General features: G+C 52.7%; 22 protein-coding genes and 1 pseudogene. 18 read left to right on the plus strand and 5 right to left on the minus strand.

What is annotated here, in order from left to right; all coding sequences use genetic code 11:
• The first annotated feature begins 281 nt into the window (after window positions 1-281).
• From R70331_RS02470 to R70331_RS02480, 3 genes are all read left to right on the plus strand, one after another.
• Window positions 282-1,445 (plus strand): glucose-1-phosphate adenylyltransferase, encoded by a 1,164-nt coding sequence (locus R70331_RS02470; RefSeq protein WP_042172581.1) that lies wholly within the window; start codon window positions 282-284, stop codon window positions 1,443-1,445.
• Between the two features lie 21 nt (window positions 1,446-1,466).
• Window positions 1,467-2,570 (plus strand): glucose-1-phosphate adenylyltransferase subunit GlgD, encoded by a 1,104-nt coding sequence (glgD, locus tag R70331_RS02475; RefSeq protein WP_042172583.1) that lies wholly within the window; start codon window positions 1,467-1,469, stop codon window positions 2,568-2,570.
• Window positions 2,571-2,676: 106 nt separating this feature from the next.
• On the plus strand, window positions 2,677-5,106 hold the full coding sequence (locus tag R70331_RS02480; RefSeq protein WP_042172584.1) for a glycogen/starch/alpha-glucan phosphorylase: 2,430 nt from the start codon (window positions 2,677-2,679) through the stop codon (window positions 5,104-5,106).
• A 93-nt stretch (window positions 5,107-5,199) separates the two neighbouring features.
• Here the strand turns inward: R70331_RS02480 and R70331_RS02485 are convergent, their stop codons facing one another.
• Window positions 5,200-5,679, minus strand: coding sequence for a GAF domain-containing protein (locus tag R70331_RS02485; protein WP_042172585.1), 480 nt, complete (start codon window positions 5,677-5,679; stop codon window positions 5,200-5,202).
• A gap of 208 nt (window positions 5,680-5,887) precedes the next feature.
• On the opposite strand from R70331_RS02485, the gene R70331_RS02490 reads away from it, so the two are divergent.
• From R70331_RS02490 to R70331_RS02500, 3 genes are all read left to right on the plus strand, one after another.
• Complete coding sequence (locus tag R70331_RS02490; RefSeq protein WP_042172587.1) at window positions 5,888-6,190, plus strand: hypothetical protein; 303 nt, start codon at window positions 5,888-5,890, stop codon at window positions 6,188-6,190.
• A gap of 161 nt (window positions 6,191-6,351) precedes the next feature.
• Window positions 6,352-6,906, plus strand: coding sequence for a GNAT family N-acetyltransferase (locus tag R70331_RS02495; protein ID WP_042172589.1), 555 nt, complete (start codon window positions 6,352-6,354; stop codon window positions 6,904-6,906).
• 17 nt (window positions 6,907-6,923) lie between these two features.
• A complete protein-coding gene (locus tag R70331_RS02500; protein WP_042172591.1) occupies window positions 6,924-8,429 on the plus strand; it encodes an MDR family MFS transporter in 1,506 nt (501 codons plus the stop codon).
• A 103-nt stretch (window positions 8,430-8,532) separates the two neighbouring features.
• Here R70331_RS02500 and R70331_RS02505 read toward each other — a convergent pair whose 3' ends face one another.
• Window positions 8,533-9,000, minus strand: coding sequence for a MarR family winged helix-turn-helix transcriptional regulator (locus R70331_RS02505; protein WP_042172592.1), 468 nt, complete (start codon window positions 8,998-9,000; stop codon window positions 8,533-8,535).
• A 379-nt stretch (window positions 9,001-9,379) separates the two neighbouring features.
• Between R70331_RS02505 and R70331_RS02510 the strand changes: the two genes are divergently transcribed.
• Both R70331_RS02510 and R70331_RS02515 read left to right on the plus strand, forming a co-directional pair.
• Window positions 9,380-10,111 (plus strand): ABC transporter ATP-binding protein, encoded by a 732-nt coding sequence (locus tag R70331_RS02510; RefSeq protein WP_042172594.1) that lies wholly within the window; start codon window positions 9,380-9,382, stop codon window positions 10,109-10,111.
• The gene (locus R70331_RS02515) at window positions 10,090-11,406 is read left to right on the plus strand and encodes an ABC transporter permease (protein WP_156131066.1); all 1,317 of its coding nucleotides are present in this window, start codon (window positions 10,090-10,092) and stop codon (window positions 11,404-11,406) included. Before R70331_RS02510 ends, R70331_RS02515 begins: the two co-directional genes overlap by 22 nt.
• 74 nt (window positions 11,407-11,480) lie before the next feature.
• Here R70331_RS02515 and R70331_RS02520 read toward each other — a convergent pair whose 3' ends face one another.
• Complete coding sequence (locus R70331_RS02520; RefSeq protein WP_042172597.1) at window positions 11,481-12,743, minus strand: BaiN/RdsA family NAD(P)/FAD-dependent oxidoreductase; 1,263 nt, start codon at window positions 12,741-12,743, stop codon at window positions 11,481-11,483.
• A 186-nt stretch (window positions 12,744-12,929) separates the two neighbouring features.
• On the opposite strand from R70331_RS02520, the gene R70331_RS02525 reads away from it, so the two are divergent.
• From R70331_RS02525 to nadE, 3 genes are all read left to right on the plus strand, one after another.
• Window positions 12,930-14,603 (plus strand): two-component system sensor histidine kinase NtrB, encoded by a 1,674-nt coding sequence (locus R70331_RS02525; protein WP_052418888.1) that lies wholly within the window; start codon window positions 12,930-12,932, stop codon window positions 14,601-14,603.
• Window positions 14,604-14,722: 119 nt separating this feature from the next.
• Window positions 14,723-15,157: a BrxA/BrxB family bacilliredoxin gene (locus R70331_RS02530; protein WP_042172598.1), complete on the plus strand. Its 435-nt coding sequence runs from the start codon at window positions 14,723-14,725 to the stop codon at window positions 15,155-15,157.
• 99 nt (window positions 15,158-15,256) lie between these two features.
• On the plus strand, window positions 15,257-16,066 hold the full coding sequence (gene nadE, locus R70331_RS02535; protein WP_042172599.1) for an NAD(+) synthase: 810 nt from the start codon (window positions 15,257-15,259) through the stop codon (window positions 16,064-16,066).
• 79 nt (window positions 16,067-16,145) lie between these two features.
• Here the strand turns inward: nadE and R70331_RS02540 are convergent, their stop codons facing one another.
• Window positions 16,146-16,979: an alpha/beta hydrolase family protein gene (locus R70331_RS02540; RefSeq protein WP_042172601.1), complete on the minus strand. Its 834-nt coding sequence runs from the start codon at window positions 16,977-16,979 to the stop codon at window positions 16,146-16,148.
• 195 nt (window positions 16,980-17,174) lie between these two features.
• Here R70331_RS02540 and acpS point away from each other — a divergent pair, with 195 nt between their 5' ends.
• Together acpS and mutY are read left to right on the plus strand one after the other, a co-directional pair.
• On the plus strand, window positions 17,175-17,567 hold the full coding sequence (acpS, locus tag R70331_RS02545; protein ID WP_042172603.1) for a holo-ACP synthase: 393 nt from the start codon (window positions 17,175-17,177) through the stop codon (window positions 17,565-17,567).
• Between the two features lie 115 nt (window positions 17,568-17,682).
• Window positions 17,683-18,936: an A/G-specific adenine glycosylase gene (gene mutY, locus R70331_RS02550; protein WP_042172605.1), complete on the plus strand. Its 1,254-nt coding sequence runs from the start codon at window positions 17,683-17,685 to the stop codon at window positions 18,934-18,936.
• A gap of 522 nt (window positions 18,937-19,458) precedes the next feature.
• Here the strand turns inward: mutY and R70331_RS02560 are convergent.
• On the minus strand, window positions 19,459-20,067 hold the full coding sequence (locus R70331_RS02560) for a superoxide dismutase (protein WP_042172609.1): 609 nt from the start codon (window positions 20,065-20,067) through the stop codon (window positions 19,459-19,461).
• Window positions 20,068-20,662: 595 nt separating this feature from the next.
• Here R70331_RS02560 and R70331_RS02570 point away from each other — a divergent pair.
• The 5 genes and pseudogenes from R70331_RS02570 (at window position 20,663) to folE (ending at window position 24,720) form a co-directional block, all read left to right on the plus strand.
• The gene (locus R70331_RS02570) at window positions 20,663-21,082 is read left to right on the plus strand and encodes a GNAT family N-acetyltransferase (RefSeq protein ID WP_042172613.1); all 420 of its coding nucleotides are present in this window, start codon (window positions 20,663-20,665) and stop codon (window positions 21,080-21,082) included.
• Between the two features lie 199 nt (window positions 21,083-21,281).
• Complete coding sequence (gene lepB / locus R70331_RS02575) at window positions 21,282-21,899, plus strand: signal peptidase I (protein WP_081947439.1); 618 nt, start codon at window positions 21,282-21,284, stop codon at window positions 21,897-21,899.
• A gap of 65 nt (window positions 21,900-21,964) precedes the next feature.
• Window positions 21,965-23,714, plus strand: a pseudogene (gene queG, locus R70331_RS02580) (tRNA epoxyqueuosine(34) reductase QueG).
• A 102-nt stretch (window positions 23,715-23,816) separates the two neighbouring features.
• A complete protein-coding gene (locus R70331_RS02590; protein WP_042172618.1) occupies window positions 23,817-24,074 on the plus strand; it encodes a YneF family protein in 258 nt (85 codons plus the stop codon).
• A gap of 52 nt (window positions 24,075-24,126) precedes the next feature.
• Complete coding sequence (folE, locus tag R70331_RS02595; RefSeq protein WP_039869558.1) at window positions 24,127-24,720, plus strand: GTP cyclohydrolase I FolE; 594 nt, start codon at window positions 24,127-24,129, stop codon at window positions 24,718-24,720.
• The last annotated feature ends 19 nt before the right edge of the window (window positions 24,721-24,739 follow it).

Below are 24,739 nucleotides of genomic sequence, written 5' to 3' on the forward strand. Positions count from 1 at the left end.
GCGGAAAAATTAACTTTTGCTGGTCATATAAAAGGGTTTTGACGACGGGCCTAGAACACTTTACAATAAGGATACCCACCGGATGATTAGCTGTTTTTTTATCATTCCGGCAGTGTGATACATATCCTTGTGTTTTCCCCGTTTGTCATCTAATCAAATTTCCTTTTCTGGCACATTTCTTTTCATTTACTTCTTTTAATGCACTCTTCTTTTTGGAATCAGATGTACCCAAACCTCATTTATTTCATGTTTTATTACCCATATGTCAAGGAGGCTCTTCCATGAAGAAAAAAGAAATGGTAGCTATGCTATTGGCGGGAGGCCAAGGGAAAAGGCTGAAGGGATTGACCAAATCACTTGCCAAGCCCGCTGTGTATTTTGGAGGAACCTACCGGATTATTGATTTTCCCCTGAGCAACTGCTCTAATTCGGGAATTGATACGGTTGGCGTGCTGACGCAATATGAGCCGCTGGTTCTGCATTCATACATTGGAGTAGGCAGTGACTGGGATTTGAACCGTAAGGATGGCGGTGTATTCGTATTGCCGCCGCATGAACGGGAAAACGGAAGCAGCTGGTACCGCGGAACGGCTGACGCGATCTACCGGAATCTGAAATTTGTAGACCAGTTCGATCCCGAGCATGTACTTATTTTGTCGGGCGACCATATTTACAAAATGGATTACAACGCCATGCTGCAGTATCACAAGACAAGAAATGCGGACTGCACGATCTCCGTTATTGACGTTCCTCTGGAGGAGGCCAGCCGTTTTGGCATTCTTAATACCGAGGAAGACCTCAAAATCTACGAGTTTGATGAAAAACCCGCCAAACCGAAGAGCACACTGGCTTCGATGGGTGTATATATTTTTAAATGGGATGCTCTGCGCAAGCATCTGCTGGAGGACGGCGAGAAGCCGGATTCCTCACATGATTTCGGGAAAGATATCATTCCGCTGATGCTGGAGGACGGCAACTCCCTGTATGCTTATCCTTTTGAAGGATACTGGAGAGACGTAGGTACGGTAACCAGCCTCTGGGAAGCCAACATGGATCTGCTGAGTGATCATCCGCCGCTGAATCTGAATGATCCGAACTGGCGCATCTTTACCCGCAACCCTAACCAGCCTGCACAATATGTGGCCCCGGAAGCCAAAGTGTCCAGCTGCATTATTAATGAGGGCTGCATTGTGCGCGGAGAAGTGAAGCATTCTGTGCTGTTCTATGGTGTGGAAGTGGGCGAAGGCAGCGTCATTACGGACTCTGTTATTATGCCCAAGGTGAAGATCGGGAAGAACGTACGTATTCATAAAGCTATCATCAGCGAAAATACGGTTATCGAAGATTATATGGAGATCGGCAATGACCGGGAGAATGAGGATGAGATTCTGCTGATCGACAATCGTAGCAAAAAACGCAAATCAGTTGCAGCCAAAACCATATAAATACAGAGGACGGTGACCGCGATGAAAGAGCTTATGGGCGTAATTAATCTTGATCATGAACTGGACAAATTGAACGAATTAACCTATTTCCGCTGCGGGGCGGCCGTGCCTTTTGCCAGCCGTTACCGGCTGATTGATTTCGTTCTGTCCAATATGATGAGAGCGGAGCTGGAGAGTGTCGGGCTGTTCGTCCGCCGCAAATACCGTTCACTGATGGACCATCTCGGAGACGGCAAGTCCTGGGATATGAACCGCAAGCATGGGGGGCTGTTCATTCTGCCTCCTGACTGGAACGATCCGACGGATACCTCAATCGGGGACCTCCAGCATTACCATAACAATCTTGATTTTTTCAAAAGAGCATCGGCTAAATACATCGTTTTCTCGGGAAGCCAGCATATTAATACCGTTGATCTGCAGGATGTCTTCCAGTACCATCTGGAAAAAGGAGCCGACATCACGCTTGTCTACAAAGCTATTGACCAGCTTCAGCCTGAGCATGATGCCTGCCTGCGGGTTGAAATGAACGATGACAGCTTCGTTACTGAGATTCATCAGGAGAAGCATCATCCTAACGTGTATCTGGATATTTTTATCATGGAAAAGAAATTATTCCTTGAGCAGGTGGAATACTGCATTGCACACGGGGAGAGCTTTTTCTTCCGTGATGTGATTCAGAAGAACCGGGCCAACTTCAAAATTGCCGGCTATGAGTATACGGGCTATCATGCCGTTATCAATTCACTGGAGAGCTATTATAAGAATAGCCTTGAGCTTCTTAAACAGGAGAATTATCTTGGTTTGTTTAAGGAAAATCCGGTACAGACCAAGATTAAATATGAAGCCCCCACCCGTTATCTGGACAGCGCGAACGTAACCAATTCCCTGGTGGCCAACGGCTGCATCATCGGCGGAACCGTCGAGAACAGCGTGATTTTCCGGGGCGTGCAGATCCGTGAGGGAGCAAGAATCGTCAATTCCGTCATTATGCAGAAATGTGTGATTGAGGCGAATGCGGTCATTGAGAATGTTATTATGGATAAAGACGTACATCTCAGCAAGGACAGGATACTCGTCGGGGATAGCAAACGTCCGTTTGTCATCGCCAAGAGCAGCAAAATTTAACCCCAGGATCAGCCGGGCTGTGTGCTACAGCAGCCCGGCTGGTCCTGACTTTCCATAGAGGCCATGTATCTCATACAAATACACATCCGACTGGAGGAACCTGCTGTTGTTTAACAACAAAGAAAGCTTCAAGAAAGTATTCCGTGAGACATTGATCAGTAAACTCGGCAAGCCGCTGGAAGAAGCATCGAATGGTGACGTGTACAAGATTCTAGGTAATATGATCCGTGAGAATGCAGGGATGAATTGGGCAGAGACCAATCAGAAATACAAGGTTAGCCAGCAGAAGCAGGTCTATTACTTCTCAATGGAATTTTTGATCGGCCGCCTGCTGGGCAATAATCTGCTCAATATGGGTGTTCTGGAGGTAGTGCGGGACGGCCTTGAAGAGCTGGGCTTCAATCTGCGTGATGTGGAGGAGGAAGAAGCGGATGCAGGACTTGGCAACGGCGGTCTCGGCCGGCTGGCTGCCTGCTTCCTTGATTCACTTGCTTCCCTGCAGTATGCAGGCCACGGCTGCGGCATCCGTTATAAATACGGTTTGTTTGAGCAAAAGATTGTCGACGGCTATCAGGTAGAGCTGCCTGACTACTGGCTGCAGAACGATAATGTGTGGGAGGTTCGCCGGGAAGATAAGCAGGTTGAGGTCCATTTCTGGGGCCGGATCGAAACCCGTGAGGAGAACGGCGAGCTGAAGTTTGAGCACAAGGATTATGAGGCCGTACGTGCGGTCCCTTATGATGTGCCGGTTATAGGCGCTGACCGCAAGCATGTTAATACACTGCGTAACTGGAGTGCTGAATCGATTACTCCGGCATCCCGGATGTCAGGATCACTTGCCGGATCGGATTATCACAAATTCCTGGAATACAAACGCTCGGTGGAATCCATATCCGAATTCCTGTATCCCGATGATTCACAGTACGAGGGCAAGCTTCTCCGCCTGAAGCAGCAGTACTTCCTGTGTAGTGCTGGTGTTCAAAGTATTATGCGCACCTTCAGCAAGACCGGAGCACCGATTGAAGCGCTCCCGGACAAAGTGGCGCTTCATATCAATGATACGCACCCGACCCTGCTGATTCCCGAGCTGATGCGGATTCTGATGGATGTGCACGGCCTCGGCTGGAACACGGCCTGGGATATGACAACCCGCATGGTTTCATATACGAATCATACGATTCTCAGCGAAGCGCTTGAGAAATGGCCGATGAATATGGTCAAGGAGCTGCTGCCGCGGATTTACCTGATCATTGAGGAGATCAATGCCCGGTTCTGCGGTGAGCTGATGAGCAAATACCCGGGCGATCAGAACCGGATTAACCAGATGGCGATCATTCATGATGATCAGGTGCGTATGGCGAACCTTGCGATTGTAGCCAGCCACAGTGTTAACGGGGTAGCCGCACTGCATACTGAAATTTTGCAGAAGCGTGAAATGCGCTTATTCAATGAGATGTATCCGCACCGGTTCAATAACAAAACGAATGGCATTACACACCGCCGCTGGCTGATGCACGCCAATCCTGAGCTGACCCGTCTGATCAATGATTCAATCGGTACACGCTGGATTCATCAGCCGCAGGAAATGATCGGCCTGATTAAATATAGTGAGGATGCCTCCTTCCAGGAGCAGGTAGCGGCCATCAAACGGCGCAATAAGCTGCGGCTGGCTGAGTATATCACGAAGAAGCACGGGGTTCAGGTTGACCCGGATTCAATCTTTGACGTGCAGGTCAAACGGCTGCATGCCTACAAGCGCCAGCTGCTGAACATTCTGCATATTATGCACCTGTATAATCAGCTGAAGGATAACCCGTCCATGGATATGGTACCGCGTACCTTTATCTTCGGGGCGAAGGCGGCGCCGAGCTATCATCTTGCCAAGCGGATCATCAAGCTGATTAACACAGTAGCAGACGTAGTGAATAATGACCCGGACATTAAGGGAAAGATCCGCATCTTCTTCCTGGAGAACTATTCGGTCTCACTGGCTGAGAAGATTATTCCGGCCGCTGATGTCAGTGAACAGATCTCTACAGCCAGTAAGGAAGCCTCCGGTACCGGGAATATGAAGTTTATGATGAACGGTGCACTGACTATCGGTACGATGGACGGGGCAAACGTGGAGATGCATGAAATGGTCGGTGACAACAATATGTTCCTGTTCGGGCTGCGGGCGGAGCAGGTAATGGATTATCATCAGTTCGGCGGCTATCATTCCCGCGATATCTATTACGGCGACGGGCGTGTTAAGGAAGTGCTGGATCAGCTGGTGACGCCCGGACCGATCTGCTGCAATACCCAGGAATTTGATACACTGTATCAGTCGCTGATTGATAATAATGATGAATTCTTTGTGCTTAAGGATTTTGCAGGCTATGTAGAGACTCATGTCAAAATCGACCTTGCCTACCGCAATCAGCGTGAATGGCTGAAGAAGTCGATCGTCAATATCGGCCACTCCGGCAAATTCTCCAGCGATAATACGATTAGCCGCTATGCGGCTGAAATCTGGAGAATCAATCCGGTCAGATAATTAGCATTCCCGGGAACAAAAGAGGCCGCCGCAGATCAGGGAGTTACCTGAATCTGCGGCGGCCTTATCTGTGCTGCACCGTCTACATTACTTTTACATTACTTCGGTAATCATGGCCGCAAAACGCTCCAGAAAACGCCGCTCCTCGTCATCGAAGCGGTGCTTGAGCGGACTGTCAATATCAAGCACTCCCAGCAGCCGGTCTTCCTTGACAAGAGGAACCACAATCTCACTGTTCGATGCGGCATCGCAGGCGATATGGCCGGGGAAGGCATGAACATCGTCTACTACAAGAGTCCGGCGCTCAGACGCAGAGGTGCCGCAGACCCCGCGGCCCAGCGGAATACGAATACAGGCCGGAAGCCCCTGGAAAGGTCCAAGAACAAGCTCTTTACCGTCAAATAAGTAGAATCCGGTCCAGTTCGTATCCGGCATCGAATATTTTAGCAGCGCAGAAGCATTTGCCAGATTGGCAACCACACTCGGTTCTCCGTCAATCAGTGCTGCAAGCTGTGACAGCACAGCTTCAAACCGTTCGCTGCGTGTCCCGTCATAGGGCATTGCCTGAAACATGAAGCATCACCTTCCTGTACCTTAAATCAGTAATGAAATATAACTGTAATTAAGAACATAGTACACGCATACTCACCCCGTCAAGCATTACCGTAATTTTGCATTGCTCACAATAGACACCTTATCTGGAGCAGCAACCGTGTTTCCGCTCCCTCCTGTCAGGGTAATGCATTATATATCACAGGCTCTTGGCCGGAAGGAGTAGAATATGCGCGCCGATGTACAGAACTTGTTCATAGGAATCCATATGCTTTATATCGCACATGAGAAGGACCTAACATTATCAGATACTTTGCCCGAACTTGAGAAGCTGGGATACCGGGTGGCGGAACGCGAGGTGAAGCAGGAACTGGAGCGGCTCACTCAGGAAAACTTCCTTACAGCCCATGGCGATGCGTTCAGTATCACTGGTACAGGGATAGAAGAGTTCAAGGATATTCAGGTGAAGCTTCAGGTATTGTGCTCTGAGGTGCTCACTCCTGCCCAGGCAGCAGCGAAGGCTTCAGGCTAATTCCGGCTTTTGGCTAAGTAAAGCAATGAACGCGTCAGTATCAGGATGAAATCATGCCTGGTGCAGGCGCTTTTTTTATTAGCGGCGAGTCTCCTGGAAATGATAAGGAGCATTCCTGACATTTGATGTATACTTAATAGAAATGAAGGGGGACGAGGCAGGTGTACAAAAGCGCCGGGATCATACCGACACTGTACGGGGCAAGAGTCAGCCTGCGTCCGCTCTCAGCTGCTCACGCAGCGGTGCTGTATGAGATATGGACGCATCCGGCAGTCGGCCTGTGGCTGGATGCCCCGCCGCTGGCCTCAGCCGCTGAAGCAGAGCAGCTGATTGAGCTGCTGCTGCAGATGTCCCGGGAGGAAGAGAGCCTGCGCTGGAGCATTGTTCTTCCGGGCGGAGAGATTATCGGCAGCTGCGGTTTTAATCAATGGCAGCTGGCGGGGGCTTACCGGGGGGAGCTGGGGTGTGAGCTGTCTCCTTCCTGCTGGGGGCAGGGATATATGCGGGAGGCGCTTGCGCTCCTGCTGGAATTCGGCTTCGTCACAATGGGACTGAACCGGATTGAGGCCTTGTGCCATCCTGACAATCTCCGGGCAGCGGGGCTGTTCCGCGCGCTGGGCTTCTCAGAGGAAGGGATAATGCGGCAGTACCGGCACACAGCCTCCGGTTTTCAGGATACCGCGCTGTTTGCCCTGCTGCGCAGTGACAGAATATAGAGAGGATATGAATTTCATTGAATACACCAGGAGAAACAGAGCGCAAGCTTATTTTAACAGGGGTTCTGCTGGCCACTTTTCTGGCTGCCATAGAGGGGACTGTTACAGGGCCGGCGGGGCCGGCGATAGTCGGTGATTTTCAGGGCATCCAGTGGCTGAGCTGGATTTTTACCGCTTATCTGCTGACGATGGCTGTGACTACGCCGATCTTCGGCAAGCTGAGTGACCTGATCGGCCGCAAACCGGTATTCATGGGCGGAGCGGTTGTCTTTCTGCTGGGCTCTTTACTGTGCGGTCTTTCACAGAGCATGGGGCAGCTGATCCTGTTCCGGGCTATTCAAGGGATTGGGGCTGGAGCACTCATTCCCATGACCTTTACCATTATCGGTGATATTTACAGCATTAAAGAACGGGCCAAGACACAGGGGCTGCTGAGCTCTGTATGGGGAATATCATCGCTCGCCGGACCGCTGCTTGGCGGCTATGTGGTCGATTATCTGAGCTGGCGGTGGGTATTTGTGTTTAACCTGCCGTTTGGTCTGCTGTCGATTCTGTTTATTGCCCGTTACCTGAAGGAAGAGAAGATAAGACGGGCAGCGAAGATTGATGTAGCCGGGGTGCTGCTGTTCGCGGCAGGTGTAGGTGCACTGCTGTTCGGCCTTACGGCCGGCGGGCAGAATCTGGCCTGGACCTCTCCGCTGCTGCTTGGCCTGCTGGGAACCGCGGTTATTCTGCTGGTGATATTCCTGTTCGTAGAACGGCGTGCGCCGGAGCCGATGCTGCCGCTGTCGCTGTTCTCTATCCGTAATATTGCAGTATCCACAGGCGCTAATCTGCTCGTCAGTACATTGATTATCGGCCTGTCCACCTATGTGCCGCTGTGGGTACAGGGCGTATTCGGTGGGAGTGCAGCGCTATCCGGCCTGCTGCTGGCTCCGATGTCCGTAGGCTGGACACTCGGCTCCATCGCCGGCGGCCGCTTGATTCTCCGTGCCGGAGCGCGCCGGACAGGCATGCTGGGACTATCCCTGATTACCGCAGGTGCGGTAGGACTTATATTTATGACGGCCGCTTCTTCACAGCTGCTGCTCCTGTGCCTGATGCTGTTCTGCGGTGTGGGCTTCGGCTATGCCTCTACCGTATTTACGATTATCGCCCAGTCATCGGTTACGCATGAACAGCGCGGCGCCTCAACGGCGCTGAATACGTTCACCCGCTCACTCGGCCAGACAGTCGGAGTGGCGCTGTTCGGGTCCTGGCTTAACCTCAGTATTAACCGCCAGCTGGCGGATCAGACCGGTGCGGTCAGCGGGGCGGATATTAATAAGCTGCTGAACCCGCACGGCGGCAGCACCCTGAGCGGGGATGCCTGGAGCAGCCTGCACGGGGCACTGGAGGGCGGACTGCACTCCCTGTTCATTGTGATGGCCGTATTTGCCGTCCTGTCCCTGATTATTTCTTCGGGCCTGCACAGCGGCGTGCCTTCACTGGGGGAAGAAACAACGAAGCTGAAGGAAGCATGAAAAGACGGCTGCATCCGTCCGTCAGGACAATGCAGCCGTTTCTCTAAGGTTATAGGCAAGCTTAAATAGTGAATTGATTCACAATATCTGATTTGCCTATAGGTTATTTGCGGGGCAGCGGTGATAGCTTCTCGGCCTGCAGGCCCATCTTCTTGAGCAGAACAATCATTTGTTCCTTCTCTTCATCATTCAGTCCGCTGAAAGCCAGGTGCAGCCGTTCCGAGTACTTTGGATACATCTCGCTCATCAGCTGTTCGCCTTCTGTAGTCAGCTCAGCAAAAATCACACGGCGGTCGTTGGCGCAAGGCTTACGCTGCAGGTATCCGCGTTCCTCGAGCTTGTCAATTACGTAAGTGACGTTCCCGCTCTGCAGCAGCAGCTTGGCTCCGATCTGCTGGATCGGCTGAGGCCCCTTATAATACAGAACCTCCATAACAGCAAAAGCTGTCGGATTGAAGCCCTCAATCTTGCTTCCGGTAACGGCATGCTCATTGATGCTCTTGAACGACTTGGCAAAAACCCGGTACAAGTGCAGTGTTAATTGGGTATCGCGTTCATAGGATTGTATCATGCTTCTCCACCTCTATTGTTATCGTTAATCGTACAGGTTGCCCCGTACGTAAGGAATCATTGCTCCGTTTGCAGTCATCAGTCTGCAAGTGAAATTTAAGATACCCTTACAATACGTCAAACATTAGATCAAGAACATGTGATTTGTCACAATGAGCACACTTTTAATTATTAAAAATCAAACAATTTTTTGACGGTGACACTTTTTTGGGCAAAAGAGTGTCATTTTCGCGATTTGTCCCCGGCAGGAGCGGATTTTTGGCTCCGGACGGCAGCCCTCAAGTAATATTTGATGTGTCTCCGCCGTTGTACGTATAATGGTAGAAAGCCCGGAACATCCGGGATAACGTTGTATTTAACATTAGGAGATGGAGAGCGGTATGGAAGAGTTACAAGAGATTGGGGAAGAGCGGGAGATCGTCCTGGATGTAGATATTGAGGAGGCAGGCTACGAGGCGGGGGATAAACGGATTTCCGATATTTCCTTTCAGGTCCGCCGGGGGGAACTGCTTGGTCTGATCGGCCCGAACGGTGCCGGTAAAAGCACGACGATCAAGACACTGCTTGGCCTGCTCAAGCACGCTAAAGCCAAAGTGACGATCGGCGGGGAGAATAAATCGTATGCTTATGTCCCTGAGCAGCCGGTGTTCTATGAGGATCTGACACTCTGGGAGCATTTGGATCTGGCTGCTGCGGCCTACGGCCTGCCGTATGAGCAGTTTGAACCGGCAGCAGAGAAGCTGCTGGTACAATTCGGAATGGGCCATGTGCGCGATGATCTTCCGGCGGGATTCTCCAAAGGCATGAAGCAAAAGATGATGCTGATGCTGGGCTTTCTTGTTCAGCCTGACGTATATATCGTGGACGAGCCGTTTATCGGGCTGGACCCCCGGGCAACTAAGGATTTCCTGCGGCTGCTGGAGGCGGAGCGCCAGCGGGGGGCAGGGGTGCTTATGTCAACGCATGTTCTGGATACGGCGGAGAAAATCTGCGACAGCTTTGTACTGATCTCCGGCGGTGAAATAGCGGCATCAGGGACGCTGGAGGAAATCCGCGACATTGCAGATCTGCCGGAGGGGTCGTTGTTTGATTGCTTCGACGAGTTGACATGAGGGGGCAGGAGCGTAAGGCTGCTAAGGCTCAGGGGGGGCGTGCGGCAGGTGCCGGCTACGCTTTCCCTACCGGGCCGCGGCTGTTCCGGCGGCGGCTGTTCTCACATTGGCGCGAGCAGACAGCCATTATCCGGACAGCAGTGGACTGGACAGTCCTGCTCTACTTAATCATCCCGGGCGGCCTGCTCGGCGGCCGTTTCTATTACGGCTACTGGTCAGGAGAGATGCCTGGCTGGGTGTCGGTAATTCCATTCCTGTTCATTCTGCTTGTACTGGCAATCCTGCTGCTGACCGGCGGAATGGTCCTGCTGCTGCAGGAAGGTGATCTGTTATTCCTCAGACAGCGGCAGAACTGGATAGGAAGTATCCTGCTGCGCGGAACAATCTACAGCCTGACCGTGACTGCGCTCAAAATAGCCGCTGTGTATGCCGTTCTGCTGCCCTTTATCATCCGCGGCTACGGGCTCAGCCCGGCAGCAGCCGGAGCGCTGCTGCTGCTGAGTGTCACTGCCGGCTGGAGCATCAAGCTGCTGGGGCATATCGTCAGGGTGCAGCGTCAGGGCTTCCGCCGCTGGCTGTGGCTGCTTCCGGCCGTTACGGTGCCGTCCGGGCTGTATGTATGGCTGGCTTCGCAGTGGCAGAACAGCCCCCTGCTGCTGCTGGCTGCCGCCGCTGTATACGCAGGAGTAACCGCCTGGGCTCTACGTTACCGTCTCCGGCTGCGGGGAACCTTTCTCAGCGATGTGCGTGAAGACTATAAGCAGCGGATGAGAATCGCCGGCCTGCTGCTCCGCGGCGTACTGGATAAACCGCGTCCTACCAGGTACAAGCCATGGATCTTCCGCAGGTCACAGCCGCTGCTGTCCTCAAAACGCCCGGAGGGCCGGTTCGCTGCGGCGGGGTTGAAGGCGCTTGTCCGCAATCCTGCTCATCTGAAGCTGTACTTATCGTTCACAGGCGTATCCATGACTGCACTCCTTATTTCTCCGGCCTTTTTAAAGTGGATCCTGTTAGCTGTTCTGGCGCTTTTAATGTGCTACTGGCTAAGCTCCTTCTGGCTGCTCTTTGCCGGAGATGATTACATTGGCATTTTGCCTTTCAGCAAGGTGCAAAAAGCTGAGGCCGGAGCGAAGGCTATGCAGATCATGGCTGTTCCCTATACGGTGTTATGCTCTGCAGCAGTATGTGTTCCGCTGTACGGCTGGTGGGGGCTGCTGCTGTTTGCACCGCTTGGCTACGGCATCGGAACATTCATCGCCCGGATTTACACGACCATCCGCCTGACGGAGCATTAAGATTCCTGATGAAAAAGCGTTGCCCCCGCACATCCGGGGGCAACGCTTTTTGGCTTCCATAGAGAAGAATTCCTTTATTCAGGCCGTGAAGCGGCATTTTCCCCGGCCATATAGCCTGTAGAGAAGGCTGCTGTAATATTATAGCCTCCGGTATAACCGTGAATATCAAGAATCTCCCCGCAGAAATAGAGTCCCTCCATCAGCTTCGACTGCATTGTTTTGGGATCAACCTCCTTGAGGTTAATGCCTCCGCCTGTAACAAAGGCTTCCTCAATCGATAAAGTGCCGTACACTCTGATCGGAAAGCGCTTGATCAGCTGGGCGAACTGCTGCCAGTCCTGCTTAGGAATGTTATCGTAGGTAAGCGTCTCGGGCAGGCCCGCTTTCTGCAGCAGGATCGGAATAATACGTTCAGGCAGATAACCCTTCAGCACATTTTTGACCGATTTTTTGGATTCCTGCTCTGCAAGCTTCAGAGTCTCGCTGTATACCTCTTCTCTGCTCTTGCCCGGCAAAAAATCGATCGAGACTTCAATGTTACCGGTGCCGAACTGTTTCAGCGCCTTAACGACAAACTGGCTGCAGCGCAGGGCAATCGGCCCGGAAATACCGAAATGGGTGAACAGCATGTCCCCCTGATGCTCAATAAGCTTCTTGCCTTTGGGGTTCCAGACGGAAAGGGATACCTCTCTTAAAGAGAGACCCTGCAATTCTTTGCTCTGAATAAAAGGTTCATTGGAGGTAAGCGGTACCTCGGTCGGGAAAAGCTCCGTAATGGTGTGGCCGGCCTGCTCAGCCCAAGGGTAGCCGTCCCCGGTTGAGCCGGTCTGAGGTACGGATTTGCCGCCGGACGCAACGATGACATTGCGGGCCCTGATAACCTCGCCGCTGTGCAGACGGACCCCTTCCACCCTATCCTCGTTATAAAGGAGTTCGCGCACCGGAGCATGCAGCCGGATCTCGACTCCCTGCCCGCGCACCTGTTTGACCAGGGTATCCACCACCGTTTTTGCTTTGTCGCTGACCGGAAACATCCGTCCATTGTCCTCTTCCTTCAGCCGGATGCCCAGATTCTCGAAAAACGCGATGATATCCTTATTATTGAACTGGGAAAAAGCGCTGTACAGAAAACGGCCGTTTCCCGGAATATACTTGATCAGCTCATCGATCTCTTTGTTATTGGTTACATTACATCTGCCGCCCCCGGAGATCCCCAGCTTCCGCCCGAGCTTGTCCCCTTTTTCCAGTAAAAGCACTTTTCCGCCCTTGCTGCTTGCGGCAATACCGGCCATCAGCCCGGCGGAGCCTCCGCCGATTATAATCACATCGTATCTCATTTAATTAACTCCCAAACTGTTTGATTGCTTTAATTTTACCATGACCGCCGGTTTGATGCAGCGCCTTGTTCCAGGGGGGAATGTCGTTGTAAGAAAACCCGGGCTATGCTTTAATCTAAATGGGAAAGGGTATTTTGTCTAACTCAGGGAGTGATTGCAATTAATAACGAAATAAAGGATATTCTATTGCAAATATCGGCAGCCTGCTCCTTTTTGTTTTTGTTTCAATGGTGGCTGGACAAGGGACACTTAACCCGCAGAAACCGGCGTCTCCCGGATGATCTGTCCTTTCTTGTAATCGGCTGTGCGCTCAGCATTGCCGCCTGCACGATCCTGTCATCCACACTGGCCGGAGGGGTCTATTTAAATATGGCGGTGCTGCCCGCTTTCATCGGAATCCTGTACGCCTCTTTCCGTTCGGGGCTGAGTCTTTGCGCTTACTTTCTGCTCTGCACGGTTTTATTCTCAGAGCCGCCGGGGCTGAGTGCCATCATCATTAATTCCGGTATCCTGCTCTATCCGCTGCTGTTCGGGTTAGCGCGTCCGTTTAAGCAGGCGAAGTGGATGGAAAAGGTTATGCTGCTGTCTGCTGTACTGTTCCCGTACATGTTTTTTGTTGTCATGCTTCCCAATATGAGAACAATCCGGGAGGCGCAGACCGTAAGCACCCAAGTTGCGCTCCTTACGTTATACCTGTTCATCACAGTGCTGATCGGCGGCCTGCTGGTCTTTTTGATCGAGACGGCATGGGATAAGGTTCAGGTTAAAGAGAAAATGAAGGGCCTATCGGAGCGGTTTATGTGGGAATCCAAAAAAATGGAGCAGGTCACCGATATTGTCCAGCTTAATATTATGTCCATGAATGAACGCGGGTATATCACAGAGCTTAATGAATTTATGCTGAAGCTGATCCGCCGGCATTACCCTGACTATACAAGGGAAAAAATTTTTTCCCGGCCGGCTGCGGTGCTGTTCGCTGACATTGTGGACAAGCAGACCTTTACGCAGCTGCAGGCTGTTTTTTATAACAAGCAGCGCTCCAACGCCAAGATCACCTGCGAACAATACACCTATCAGATTTATACAGCCCCGGTTCAGCAGGGAGCGGGCTACCCGGACGGGGTGGTTATGATTGTCCAGGACGTTACGGAGGAGGAAAAAATCCGGACGGAGCTGGACCATGTGGAACGTCTGACGCTGGTAGGCCAGATGGCAGCCGGCATCACGCATGAGATTCGTAATCCGATGGCGGTAGTCCGCGGCTTTCTGCAGCTGATGCGTGAGAAAAGCCCGGGAGAGCTTGATTCCTATTACCAGATTGTCATGGACGAGCTGGACCGGGCCAACGGAATCATCAATGATTTTCTGTCTCTGGCCCAGAGCCGGGTCTCCGATAAAGAGGTGGTGCAGCTCCATCATATAATAGAAGAGCTGTCTCCGCTGCTCTGGGCAGATGCCAATCTGCGCGGCCAGAGTGTGGAGCTGAGCAGATGTCCTGCGCTGCCGCTGCTGAAGCTGAATGTCCGGGAGATCAAGCAGCTTATCCTGAACCTGTCCCGTAATGCGATGGAGGCGATGGATGCCAAAGGCATACTCACACTGGAGACCCGGGTTAACAGCTGTACTGTTGAGCTGACAATCAGGGATACCGGCAGCGGAATCGCACAGGATAAGCTTGCCGACCTGTTTACTCCCTTCTTTACTACCAAGAGCCAGGGGACGGGCCTCGGGCTGCCGCTGTGCTTAAGTATTGTCGAGCGTCATAACGGGACCATCAGGGTAGATTCGGCAGTGGGGGAAGGGTCTGCTTTTACAATAGCCATACCTTATGAAGCCTCTGAAGAAAACCTTGCAGGGTGAGGGAGAGTCCGCCGGCATTCCTTGCTTTCACAGGGTATGTATGTATAATAAAGTTAGTGATTGCTGCGGTTATGCAGCCTAATTCAACCGCTGTAAAAGGCAAAGGAGAGTGCTTGAGAATGTCCATGTCATTTAATCAATATATGCGTGATTCAATTCAGCCTATGCGCGACGATCTAACAGGTATCGGGTTCCAGGAACTGCTGACTCCGGAAGAAGTAGAGGCTGCCCTTCCATCTTCAAAGGGTACCGCGCTTGTTGTTGTTAATTCCGTCTGCGGCTGTGCAGCCGGCCAGTGCCGTCCCGGCGTAGCTCAGGCTCTGCAGAACGAGCTGCTCCCGGATCACCTGTTTACGGTGTTCGCAGGCCAGGAGAAGGAAGCAACTGCCAAAGCACGTGAATACTTTGCCCCATATCCGCCTTCTTCACCTTCCATCGCCTTGATGAAGGACGGGGAGCTCGTACATTTCATTGAACGGCATGGTGTTGAGGACCGTTCGGCAAGTGAAATTGCTGCTGAGCTGAAAGAAGTATTTGACCGTTATTGCCAGTAAATTACGGGTAATGGTTCAGAGGAATCTCGCGGCAGCCGAAGCCCGGCTCTGCGGGATTTTTTTTCGAATAGAAGGATATGCAGAAACGGAGGAATGGTTATGAGCCTGCAAGAAGAGATTATTGCTGCCCTTGGTGTCAAGCCGGCCATTGATGTGGAAGCAGAGGTGCAGAAACGGGTGGATTTTTTGAAAGCTTATATCCGCCAGGCCGGCGCACAGGGTCTGCTGATTGCGATTAGCGGCGGCGTTGACAGCGCTGTGGCAGCAGGGCTATGCAAACGGGCAACGGACGAGCTGTCTGCCGGGGAAGGCAAGGAATATATCACACTTGGTGTGTTCCAGCCCTATGGTGAACAGGAGGATATTGAGCACAGCTATGCGGTAGCGGAGGCTTTCGGGCTTACCCATAAGGTCGAAACCAATATCGAGGAAGCTGTTAATGAGATTGCACTCGAAGTGGAGCACAGCCTTAAGGCGCTGGGACAGCACCGCCACATCACGCACCAGGGCAAAGGGAATGTGAAGGCCAGAACGCGGATGGTGATGCAGTATGCGCTTGCTTTTGAGAATAACCTGCTGGTAGTGGGGACGGATCATGCCTCTGAGGCGATTACCGGCTTCTATACCAAGTGGGGGGACGGTGCGGTTGATATCACGCCGCTGAGTACGCTTAACAAACGTCAGGTCCGCCAGCTTGCCGTCTATCTGGGAGTGCCGGATGAGGTTGTGACCAAGGCGCCGACAGCGGGTCTGTGGCCCGGCCAAACGGATGAAACCGAGCTTGGTTTAACGTATGATGAGAACAGTGACTATCTGGAAGGTAAGCGGGTCAGTCCGGAGGCTGCAGAGAAGCTGGAGCGTTATTACAAAAGAACAGCGCATAAACGCAATGTTATCCCGGGGATATAGCAGAGGGTAAGATTCATTTGGTCAGAAAAAACCGCCGGAGTGTACCAGTACCGTCTCTCCGGCGGTTTTGCTGTGCAGTTTAAAGGGGGCTGCGCCGGCTCTCCAGTGTCTCATGGATGAAGGCGTCAGAAGCGATGATAGCCTGCTCCAGCTGCGGGGTTGTCCCGGCAAAGGGATGAACCGTGCAAAAGGTATGGTCTCCGCCTTCAATCTGAACCCAGCGGATATCGGGACGGAGCCCGGTTAGCTGCTCAGAGCCCTTCCGCAGCCGCGCGCTGTCTTCTGTTCCCTGAATCAGGATGGCAGGGAAGCGGGCAGTCTTCATCCGTTCAAGAATATTATAACGTTCGGCCTGGCGTTCCAGATCCTCAAGAATTACAGCATCCAGCGGCATCTGCTGGCCGGTACGGCCGTTAAGCACATGGCTGCGGCCTGCCGTTCTCATCTCGTGCTTCTGCTCCTCCGTGAACAGATCAAGGTCGGTGATCCCGTTCCAGGAGATGACTCCGGCAATTTCATCCGGATGGTCCAGCGCATAGAGCAGACTGTCCCCGGCTCCGCGGCTGTGTCCCAGCAGGAACAGGGGGAGCGCCCCGAATTTATGATGCTGGCTGAGATAGGAGAGCAGGATCTCCAGATCCCTGATTTCCCTGCTGTAAGTATTGCGGGCGAACTTCTCCAGCTCGGTGAAATTCTGCGGGTCCTCACCGATTCCGCTGTGGGAGAAGTTAAAAGAGATGACTTCATGGTCACGGCTCAGCTCGGCGGCGAGGTAGGGGAACATTCCCCAATCCTTGAATCCTTTATAGCCGTGTGCAATGACTATCAGGCTCGTGGCCTTGGTGCGGGCCGGGAAATGGGAGCAGCGCAGTACGGCATCCTCACCAGCGGGCAATTGGAAGTTACGGTTCATCGGGTGAATCCCCTCTCTTTGGTTCAGAGATAATATGACAGATAATAAATCCCGGACTATAATGATTCCAGAATACCAAGAATGTATATGAAGATAATACCATTAATAAAGCGTTCATTGAAAGACAGCAGATAGAAGACCGGGGATTGAAGACTAAGCATTATCAGGCGGCACTTTTATAAGGAGTGTGGAATTGTGATTTATGGAATTGGACATGATGTGCTGGAGATCCGGCGCATGAAGGATATATTATCTAAGGCATCCGGCAGCAAGTTCATCAGGCGTATCCTTACTCCGTCTGAGCTTGAGCTGGCGGACGGACGGGCAGGCAGACTGCCTGAATTCGCCTCGGGCCGGTTTGCTGCGAAGGAGGCGGTGGTTAAGGCGCTGGGCTGCGGAATCGGCAGCGTAGCGGGCTTTCAGGATATTGAGATTCTGCCCGATGCCTCCGGCAAACCGTCCGTGACACTTTCAGAGCAGGCCTGGTTCAGGCTGGGGCTGAACGGGGAAGAGCATATTATCCATCTTACTATAACCCACAGCCAGGAGCTGGCTTCAACCTTTGCGGTTGTGGAGCGGCGAGGCTGAGACAGGCTGTGCTGGATGCGGATAGCAGTGAGAGAGTTGCGGTCAGGGCAAGAGAACGTTAAGTGCTGCAGAGCACTTCCCTGAGGAAGAGAATTTACAGGCAAGGAGCAAAAGAATGACAACGGATAAACAACAAGAGCAGGAGCAGCAGGTTAAGTTGTTTTTTAGTACAAATCTGCTGGAGTGGTATAAGGTGCAGAAGCGGAATCTGCCGTGGCGGCGCCACCGCAATCCGTATTATATCTGGATATCGGAGATTATGCTGCAGCAGACAAGAGTGGATACGGTCATTCCTTATTTCAACCGGTTCATCGAGCGGTTTCCGACCGTGGAGTCACTTGCGGATGCGCCGGAGGAAGATGTGCTGAAATGCTGGGAGGGGCTGGGCTACTATTCACGTGCGCGGAACCTGCAGCATGCGGCAAAGCAGGTTAAGGACCAGTACGGCGGGGAGGTCCCTAACGACCGCGATGCTGTCTTCAGCCTGAAGGGTGTCGGCCCTTATACGGCTGGTGCGATCCTCAGCATCGCCTTCAACCGGCCTGAACCGGCGGTGGACGGCAATGTGATGCGGGTGTTATCCCGCTATTTCCTGCTGGAGGATGACATCGCTAAGGTGCCCACCCGGGTGAAGATGGAGCGTCTGGCGGCTGAGCTGATCCCGGAGGGGGAGGCTTCGCATTTCAATCAGGCGCTGATGGAGCTGGGCGCGCTGATCTGCACGCCGAAATCCCCGCGCTGCCTCATCTGCCCGGTGATGGAGCACTGCGCGGCGCGCCTGGCGGGCTGCGAGACCTCGCTGCCCGTCAAGACCAAGGCCAAGCCGCCGCGTCCGGAGGAGCGGCTGGCGGCTCTCATCACCGGCAGCGGTGAGCATGCCGGTAAGGTGCTGATCCGGCAGCGGCCACAGAGCGGGCTGTTAGCCCGCATGTGGGAGCTGCCGCACTGGCCTGCGCCGCCTGCTGCGGGCGGCGCCACCGGGGCGCTGCTGCCGGAAGCGGCAGCGCTGGACCGGCTGCGCCGGTCCCTGCGTCAGGCCGGGATCTTCGCCCGGCCTGAGGGGCACTGGACGGCTGCGGAGCATACGTTCAGCCATATTGTGTGGACCCTGCAGGTGTACATCTGCAGGGAAGAGGACGGCCTTGCTCTGCCGCTGGCGGCAGAAGCGCGGGCGTCCTATGGGACGGCGGCGGCTGAGCCGGCCGCCGGGCTGCTGCCGGCGGAGCCCTTCGCGGATGGGGACCATCCGGAGGACGCCGGCGCGGTGCGCTGGATCTGCCGTGAGGACATGGCGGACTACGCCTTCCCGAACGTCTTTCTCAAGCTGCTCAACAGCTACTTCGATGAGGCGGAGAAGGAGCAGGTGTAGCTGCACCGCAAGAAACAGCCTTGCCGGCAATATGGCAAGGCTGTTTTTCTTACAGAATTACGGAGGCGGGCTGCAGCCTGGCTAATGCGCCTCAGCAGCTGCACTCTATAACTAGCTAATCAATTTAGCTGCACTCTCTACACTTAAAACCTGCGTATCTCAGCCTTTTCACCGTATAGCTGCAGTTTGTACAGCTAAATCAGCCTGAAACAGCTGAAAATCAGCAATGCCCGTTTTTTAATTGCACAGAGTGCAGCTAAGCGGCAGATATGGCCAAAAACGGGGGTTTTAGTTGCACATTCTACACTTAAAGCAAAGCGTACGCACCCAGCCTCCGTCCGGCCACGTTCAGAGTCCGCAATCAGCCCCGTCCGGCCACGTTCAGAGCCCGCAATCAGCCTCGATCCAGCCTCCATCCAGCCCATGTTCAAAGCCCCCGCCCAGTCCGCAACACACAAAAACGGATACCGCCCGGGGGCAGTATCCGTTATGTTCACCCTGTCCGCTTAGGCGGCAGGAGTCTTATTTTGCGCTTTCGTAGCGTTTGCCGACTTCTTCCCAGTTCACTACGTTCCAGAACGCTTTGATGTAATCAGGGCGTTTGTTCTGGTAGTTCAGGTAGTAAGCATGCTCCCATACATCCAGACCAAGGATTGGTGTAGCACCTTCGCTGATTGGATTGTCCTGGTTAGGTGTGCTTGTTACAGCCAGCTTGCCGTCTTTAACAACGAGCCAAGCCCAGCCGCTGCCGAAACGGGTAGTTGCCGCCGCAGCAAAATCTTCTTTGAACTTGTCCAAGCCGCCGAGCTCGCTGTCGATAGCTGCCGCAAGTGCGCCAGCCGGAGCGCCGCCGCCGTTAGGTCCGATAACTTCCCAGAACAGCGTGTGGTTAGCATGGCCGCCGCCGTTGTTGCGGACAGCAGTGCGGATAGCTTCAGGTACTGCGTTCAGGTCAGTGAGCAGCTCTTCGATGCTCTTGTCCTGCAGTTCAGGCGCCTTTTCCAGAGCAGCGTTCAGGTTCGTCACATAAGTGTTGTGGTGTCTGTCATGGTGAATTTCCATCGTCAAAGCGTCGATGTGTGGTTCAAGTGCGTTGTTCGGGTAAGGAAGTGCCGGTAATTGAAATGCCATGGAAAAATCCCTCCTGAGTTTATGAGAATTTGTATAGATAAAGAATTTTGGCGGTCTTGACGTCAAAACCCCTTATTTCCAATGTGCCCTATAGGGTATGTAACCAATAAGATACTATTATTAAACCGTATCTGGAACAAGAATGCAACATTAAACAAACATTTATGTTTAGAAAGTGTGAGGCCCGATTAACTTACCGGCTATGTTAAGGCTATGTTAAAAGTTTAGAATCTCCCGGAAAAGAAACTTTATTCGCTTAAAATTACCTTAAACATGTAAATGTGTAAAGTTGTTCAATGAAAGCGTTTGATATAAAGCGCTTTCTAAAGAAAAATGGTGATATCGCCAGAAAAGTGTGCTTTAATAGAGTTAAAAGCAGGTAATCCTCGGTTTTTGAACATTGAAGATGCTATCAGCCGTTTACATACGGTTAATACTTCTTTGACCACGAGAAAAGCTTCCAATGTCATGATGGATTCGGCGACTTCTTCGAGATAGCATCCATTCGTTTTTCCATGCTTTTTTTCTTTGTCTACTGTTGCGGGAACTCCTTCTTTTTGTAAAATCCAAGCCATAGAAAAGGGAGATTTAAAGAATGCACGTTCGTTCCTTTCAATTAAGCGACGTTACCCCTGTGACTGAATTGCTGCAGAACGCATTATCGGAAGAATGTTTTGAGAGCACGATGGAGCCTTTCTCCAGGCAGCTTTCCTGGGATTCCGATCTCATTGTAGTTGCTGAAGAAGATGGTGAGATTGTCGGTGCACTGATCGGTACGATTGAAAAGAATCACGGCTGTTATTTCCGTATTGCCATTCATCCCGAATACCGCCGCAGAGGAATCGGCAGAAGTCTGGTATCGGCGATGGAGAACAGATTCCAGGCCCGTAAGGTTAGCGGCATCTTTGTAGCCGTTGACGAGCACAACTCGTTTGCTTTGCCGCTGTATGAAGCTATGGGCTATAACGAGAATCAGATTTTCAAATCCGTACGTAAGCTTAGCATTGTCGGTTAAGAATTATTTCTTCCGGTATACGTAAGCGGAAACATTTACTAGAATAGAGAACTATGACGATTTGCATAGTCTGTTCCATTATACTAAAGCATATCTCCCCGTTGTCGTTGCAAATGGCCGGGAGATATGCTTTTCTATTGTTATGGGCCAAAGCACAAGCGGCGTCGCCTTAATAATTATCAGAGCAAGAAGGTGGCATATGAACGGTGTACCGGAAAAAGCATTCATGCGCAGCCGCAAACAAAGATACCGCTCGGTTACCCATAACGGCTCCAGAAGAGGGCCGGCACATAAATGGGCACGGGAATTGCGGGACTGGATGTTCACTGCTGCAATTGTATTTGTAATCATGTCGCTGCTTAATCTGTTTGTATTCAATGTCTCAACCGTAATCGGACAGTCTATGCAGCCCACGCTGTATGAGGGTGAGAAGCTGATTATCAACAAAATAACCTTAAGCTTTGCTGACCCGGGGCGGGGGGATGTTGTTGTGCTTCATGATCCGAGTCTGGGACCGGACCGCAAGGAATATCTGGTTAAACGCGTAATCGGCGTACCGGGTGATGTAATAGAAGTGAAAGAGCATCAGCTTTATGTCAACGGCGTATTGGCTGATGAGCCTTATGTAGATACAGCTGTGCAGGATTCGGATTTTGAGGCATTGACGGTTGAAGCCGGAACCTACTTTGTGATGGGGGATAACCGCCATGCCGGCGCGAGCAAGGACAGCCGTTATTTCGGGGCTGTGCCGCAGTCCTTCATCGTCGGAAAGGCCATGTATATCTGGTGGCCTCTGTCCAAACTTAATGCTCTATAAGCGGCGGATCCGGCAAGAATGAAGTTTATTTATGAGCAAATACAGAGCAGAAGGAGAAGGCGGAAATGAATATCAAGGCCCAATCAGCGTATGCCCCGCCGGCTTCCAGGTGGGAGCAGCTGAAGGCTGACATTAAAGAGGCTGCCCCGCAGCTAGGCATTGATGATGTCGGGTTCACTACGGCTGAGCCCTTTTTATATTTGAAGAACATTCTTCAGGATCACCGGGATAAAGGCTATGAGTCCGGCTTTGAGGAGCAGGATCTGGATAAGCGGACGGTACCGGCGCTGAAGGACGGTACGGCTATGTCCATTATTGCCATATCTGTAGCTTATCCCTCCAAAATGGTGAATCCGCCAAAATCGGAGCCGGGGGAGCGCCGGGGCATTCTTGCCCGGGCCTCCTGGGGACGTGACTATCATCTGGTCCTCCGTGAAGCGCTGGCTAAGCTTGAAGCCTTTATTCTTGAACGCGTACCGGATGCGTTGCTTGAGAGCATGGTCGATACCGGTGTTCTGGTAGACCGTGCGGTGGCGGAGCGGGCCGGCATCGGCTTCAGCGGCAAAAACTGTGCGATTATATCCCCGGAATGGGGGTCATGGATCTACCTGGGAGAGATGGTGACGAATATTCCGTTTCCTCCGGATAAGCCGGTTGAGGACGGCTGCGGAGACTGCACGAAGTGTATTGATGCCTGTCCTACAGGAGCGCTCGTCGGTCCGGGCCAGCTGAATGCGCAGGCCTGTATTTCTTTCCTTACACAGACCAAGGGCTTCCTGAGTGAGGAATATATGACGAAGATCGGGAACCGGCTGTACGGCTGCGATACCTGCCAGATTGTCTGCCCCAAGAACCGGGGCAAGAACTGGAACCACCGGCCGGAGCTGCAGCCTGATCCGGAGGTGGTCAAGCCGCTGCTGCTGCCGATTCTTGACTTAAGCAACCGTGAGTTCAAGGAGAGATTCGGCCTGAGCTCAGCAGCCTGGCGCGGCAAGAAGCCGATTCAGCGTAATGCGGTTATTGCGCTGGGCAATTTCAAGGAGGCGGCTGCAGTACCGAGGCTGACGGAGATCGTCCTTAAGGAGACCCGTCCGGAGATGCGCGGTACGGCGGCCTGGGCTTTGGGCAAAATCGGCGGCGCTGAGGCGCTGGCGGCTGTAGAGCAGGCGCTTCAGCGTGAAGAGGACGACGTAGTGCGGGAAATGCTGGACCGGGCACACAGCAGACTGCTGAAGCAGGGGGATGCAGGCAATGAATAAGCATGGTGCAGGAGCAGAAGCGGTATACTACAGCGCGATGGAATCGCTGATCGGCCCTTTGACTCTGTGTGCAACAGAACAGGGGCTGTGCCTGATTGAATTCGGCCCGTTTGAAGAGACGCGCGAGCAAGCGGAGAAATGGCTCGCTGCACAGCTTGGCCGCGTGGAGCTGCTGCCGGGGGAGGAGCAGCTTGCCGGGGTGAGACTTCAGCTTACGGAGTATTTTGAAGGGCGCCGCCGGGACTTCGCTCTGCCGCTTGATATGCGCGGAACACCGTTTCAGCTGCAGGTATGGGCAGCACTGCGCAACATCCCTTACGGCGCATCTGCTTCCTACAAGGAAATCGCGCAGGCAGTAGGGAATGTAAAGGCAGTCCGGGCAGTCGGCGGTGCGAACAACCGCAATCCGGTTCCTGTGATTGTTCCCTGTCACCGTGTCATTGGTGCAGCCGGTGCGCTTGTGGGCTATGCCGGAGGACTGGGGATTAAGAGCCGTCTGCTGGAGCTGGAGGCAGGGGAATCAGCCCGGGATGGAGCAGGAATTTATCTCTTTTAATTTAAGGGATTTTCCAATTGCTGTGCAGATGTTGAAATGCTATGATAGAATCGCGTGCCCTTGGCGGGTATGCAGACAATTGAGCACAAAGGTGGACTTAAGATGGATATTGCATTACCTATTATTACGCTTGTCGTAGGTCTGATTGGCGGATTTGCTATTGGTGTATTCTATCTGCGCAGACAAATGTCAACGATGCAGAATGATCCTGAAATGCTTCAGAAAGTGGCTAAGCAAATGGGCTACAACCTTAACGGCAAACAAATGCAGCGTGCCCAGCAGATGCTGAAGAATAACGGCGGACAGCCGGGACGGCCTGCTCCGGCAGCCAGACAGAAACCGGGCCGCAAAGGCAGATAATAGGTTCTCGTTATAAATAATTATAGATACGGGGACGAAAGGGGGAGGCTTCATGGGGGGCATCAAGGAATATGTGAACGGTAAGGTATCTGTGAACCGTGAGCAGATCGAGTACCACGTTGCGAAAATATTGGAGTTAATCGGTGAAGACACCGGCCGTGAAGGGTTGCTGGAAACGCCGGCGCGCGTCACGCGGATGTACGAGGAGATCTTTGGCGGTTATTCAATAGATCCCCGCGAGGCGCTCGGCGTTACATTTGATGAGTCTCATGAAGAGCTGGTTATTGTAAAAGATATCGTCTATTACAGCCAGTGCGAGCATCACATGGCCCCTTTCTTCGGCAAGGTGCATATCGGCTACGTGCCGAGCGGGCGGATTGCCGGGCTTAGCAAGCTGGCCAGACTGGTGGAAGCAGTGAGCCGGCGCCTGCAGGTACAGGAGCGTATCACAGCACAAATTGCTGATATTATGGCAGAGGTGCTGAGTCCGCACGGCGTGATGGTTGTGGTAGAGGGAGAGCATCTGTGCATGTGCGCCCGCGGGGTGAAGAAGCCCGGCAGCAAGACGGTGACCATGGCGACCAGAGGCAGCTTCCGTGAAGATGCTGCAGCCCGCGCAGAATTCCTGGCCTTAATCAAAGAATAGAACGGAGCAGGCTGTAAGC

It is taken from the genome of Paenibacillus sp. FSL R7-0331 (assembly GCF_000758645.1).
GTDB lineage: Bacteria > Bacillota > Bacilli > Paenibacillales > Paenibacillaceae > Paenibacillus_AQ > Paenibacillus_AQ camerounensis.

Excerpts from the sequence above, each read along its gene's own strand:
- folE (WP_039869558.1), top strand. The coding sequence starts at position 24,127 with ATGGGGGGCATCAAGGAATATGTGAACGGTAAGGTATCTGTGAACCGT.
- lepB (WP_081947439.1), top strand. The coding sequence starts at position 21,282 with ATGAACGGTGTACCGGAAAAAGCATTCATGCGCAGCCGCAAACAAAGA.
- R70331_RS02560 (WP_042172609.1), bottom strand. The coding sequence starts at position 20,067 with ATGGCATTTCAATTACCGGCACTTCCTTACCCGAACAACGCACTTGAA.
- R70331_RS02540 (WP_042172601.1), bottom strand. The coding sequence starts at position 16,979 with ATGAACCGTAACTTCCAATTGCCCGCTGGTGAGGATGCCGTACTGCGC.
- R70331_RS02505 (WP_042172592.1), bottom strand. The coding sequence starts at position 9,000 with ATGATACAATCCTATGAACGCGATACCCAATTAACACTGCACTTGTAC.
- R70331_RS02510 (WP_042172594.1), top strand. The coding sequence starts at position 9,380 with ATGGAAGAGTTACAAGAGATTGGGGAAGAGCGGGAGATCGTCCTGGAT.
- R70331_RS02490 (WP_042172587.1), top strand. The coding sequence starts at position 5,888 with ATGCGCGCCGATGTACAGAACTTGTTCATAGGAATCCATATGCTTTAT.
- R70331_RS02470 (WP_042172581.1), top strand. The coding sequence starts at position 282 with ATGAAGAAAAAAGAAATGGTAGCTATGCTATTGGCGGGAGGCCAAGGG.
- mutY (WP_042172605.1), top strand. The coding sequence starts at position 17,683 with ATGACAACGGATAAACAACAAGAGCAGGAGCAGCAGGTTAAGTTGTTT.
- nadE (WP_042172599.1), top strand. The coding sequence starts at position 15,257 with ATGAGCCTGCAAGAAGAGATTATTGCTGCCCTTGGTGTCAAGCCGGCC.
- glgD (WP_042172583.1), top strand. The coding sequence starts at position 1,467 with ATGAAAGAGCTTATGGGCGTAATTAATCTTGATCATGAACTGGACAAA.
- R70331_RS02485 (WP_042172585.1), bottom strand. The coding sequence starts at position 5,679 with ATGTTTCAGGCAATGCCCTATGACGGGACACGCAGCGAACGGTTTGAA.
- R70331_RS02570 (WP_042172613.1), top strand. The coding sequence starts at position 20,663 with ATGCACGTTCGTTCCTTTCAATTAAGCGACGTTACCCCTGTGACTGAA.
- R70331_RS02590 (WP_042172618.1), top strand. The coding sequence starts at position 23,817 with ATGGATATTGCATTACCTATTATTACGCTTGTCGTAGGTCTGATTGGC.
- R70331_RS02520 (WP_042172597.1), bottom strand. The coding sequence starts at position 12,743 with ATGAGATACGATGTGATTATAATCGGCGGAGGCTCCGCCGGGCTGATG.
- R70331_RS02530 (WP_042172598.1), top strand. The coding sequence starts at position 14,723 with ATGTCCATGTCATTTAATCAATATATGCGTGATTCAATTCAGCCTATG.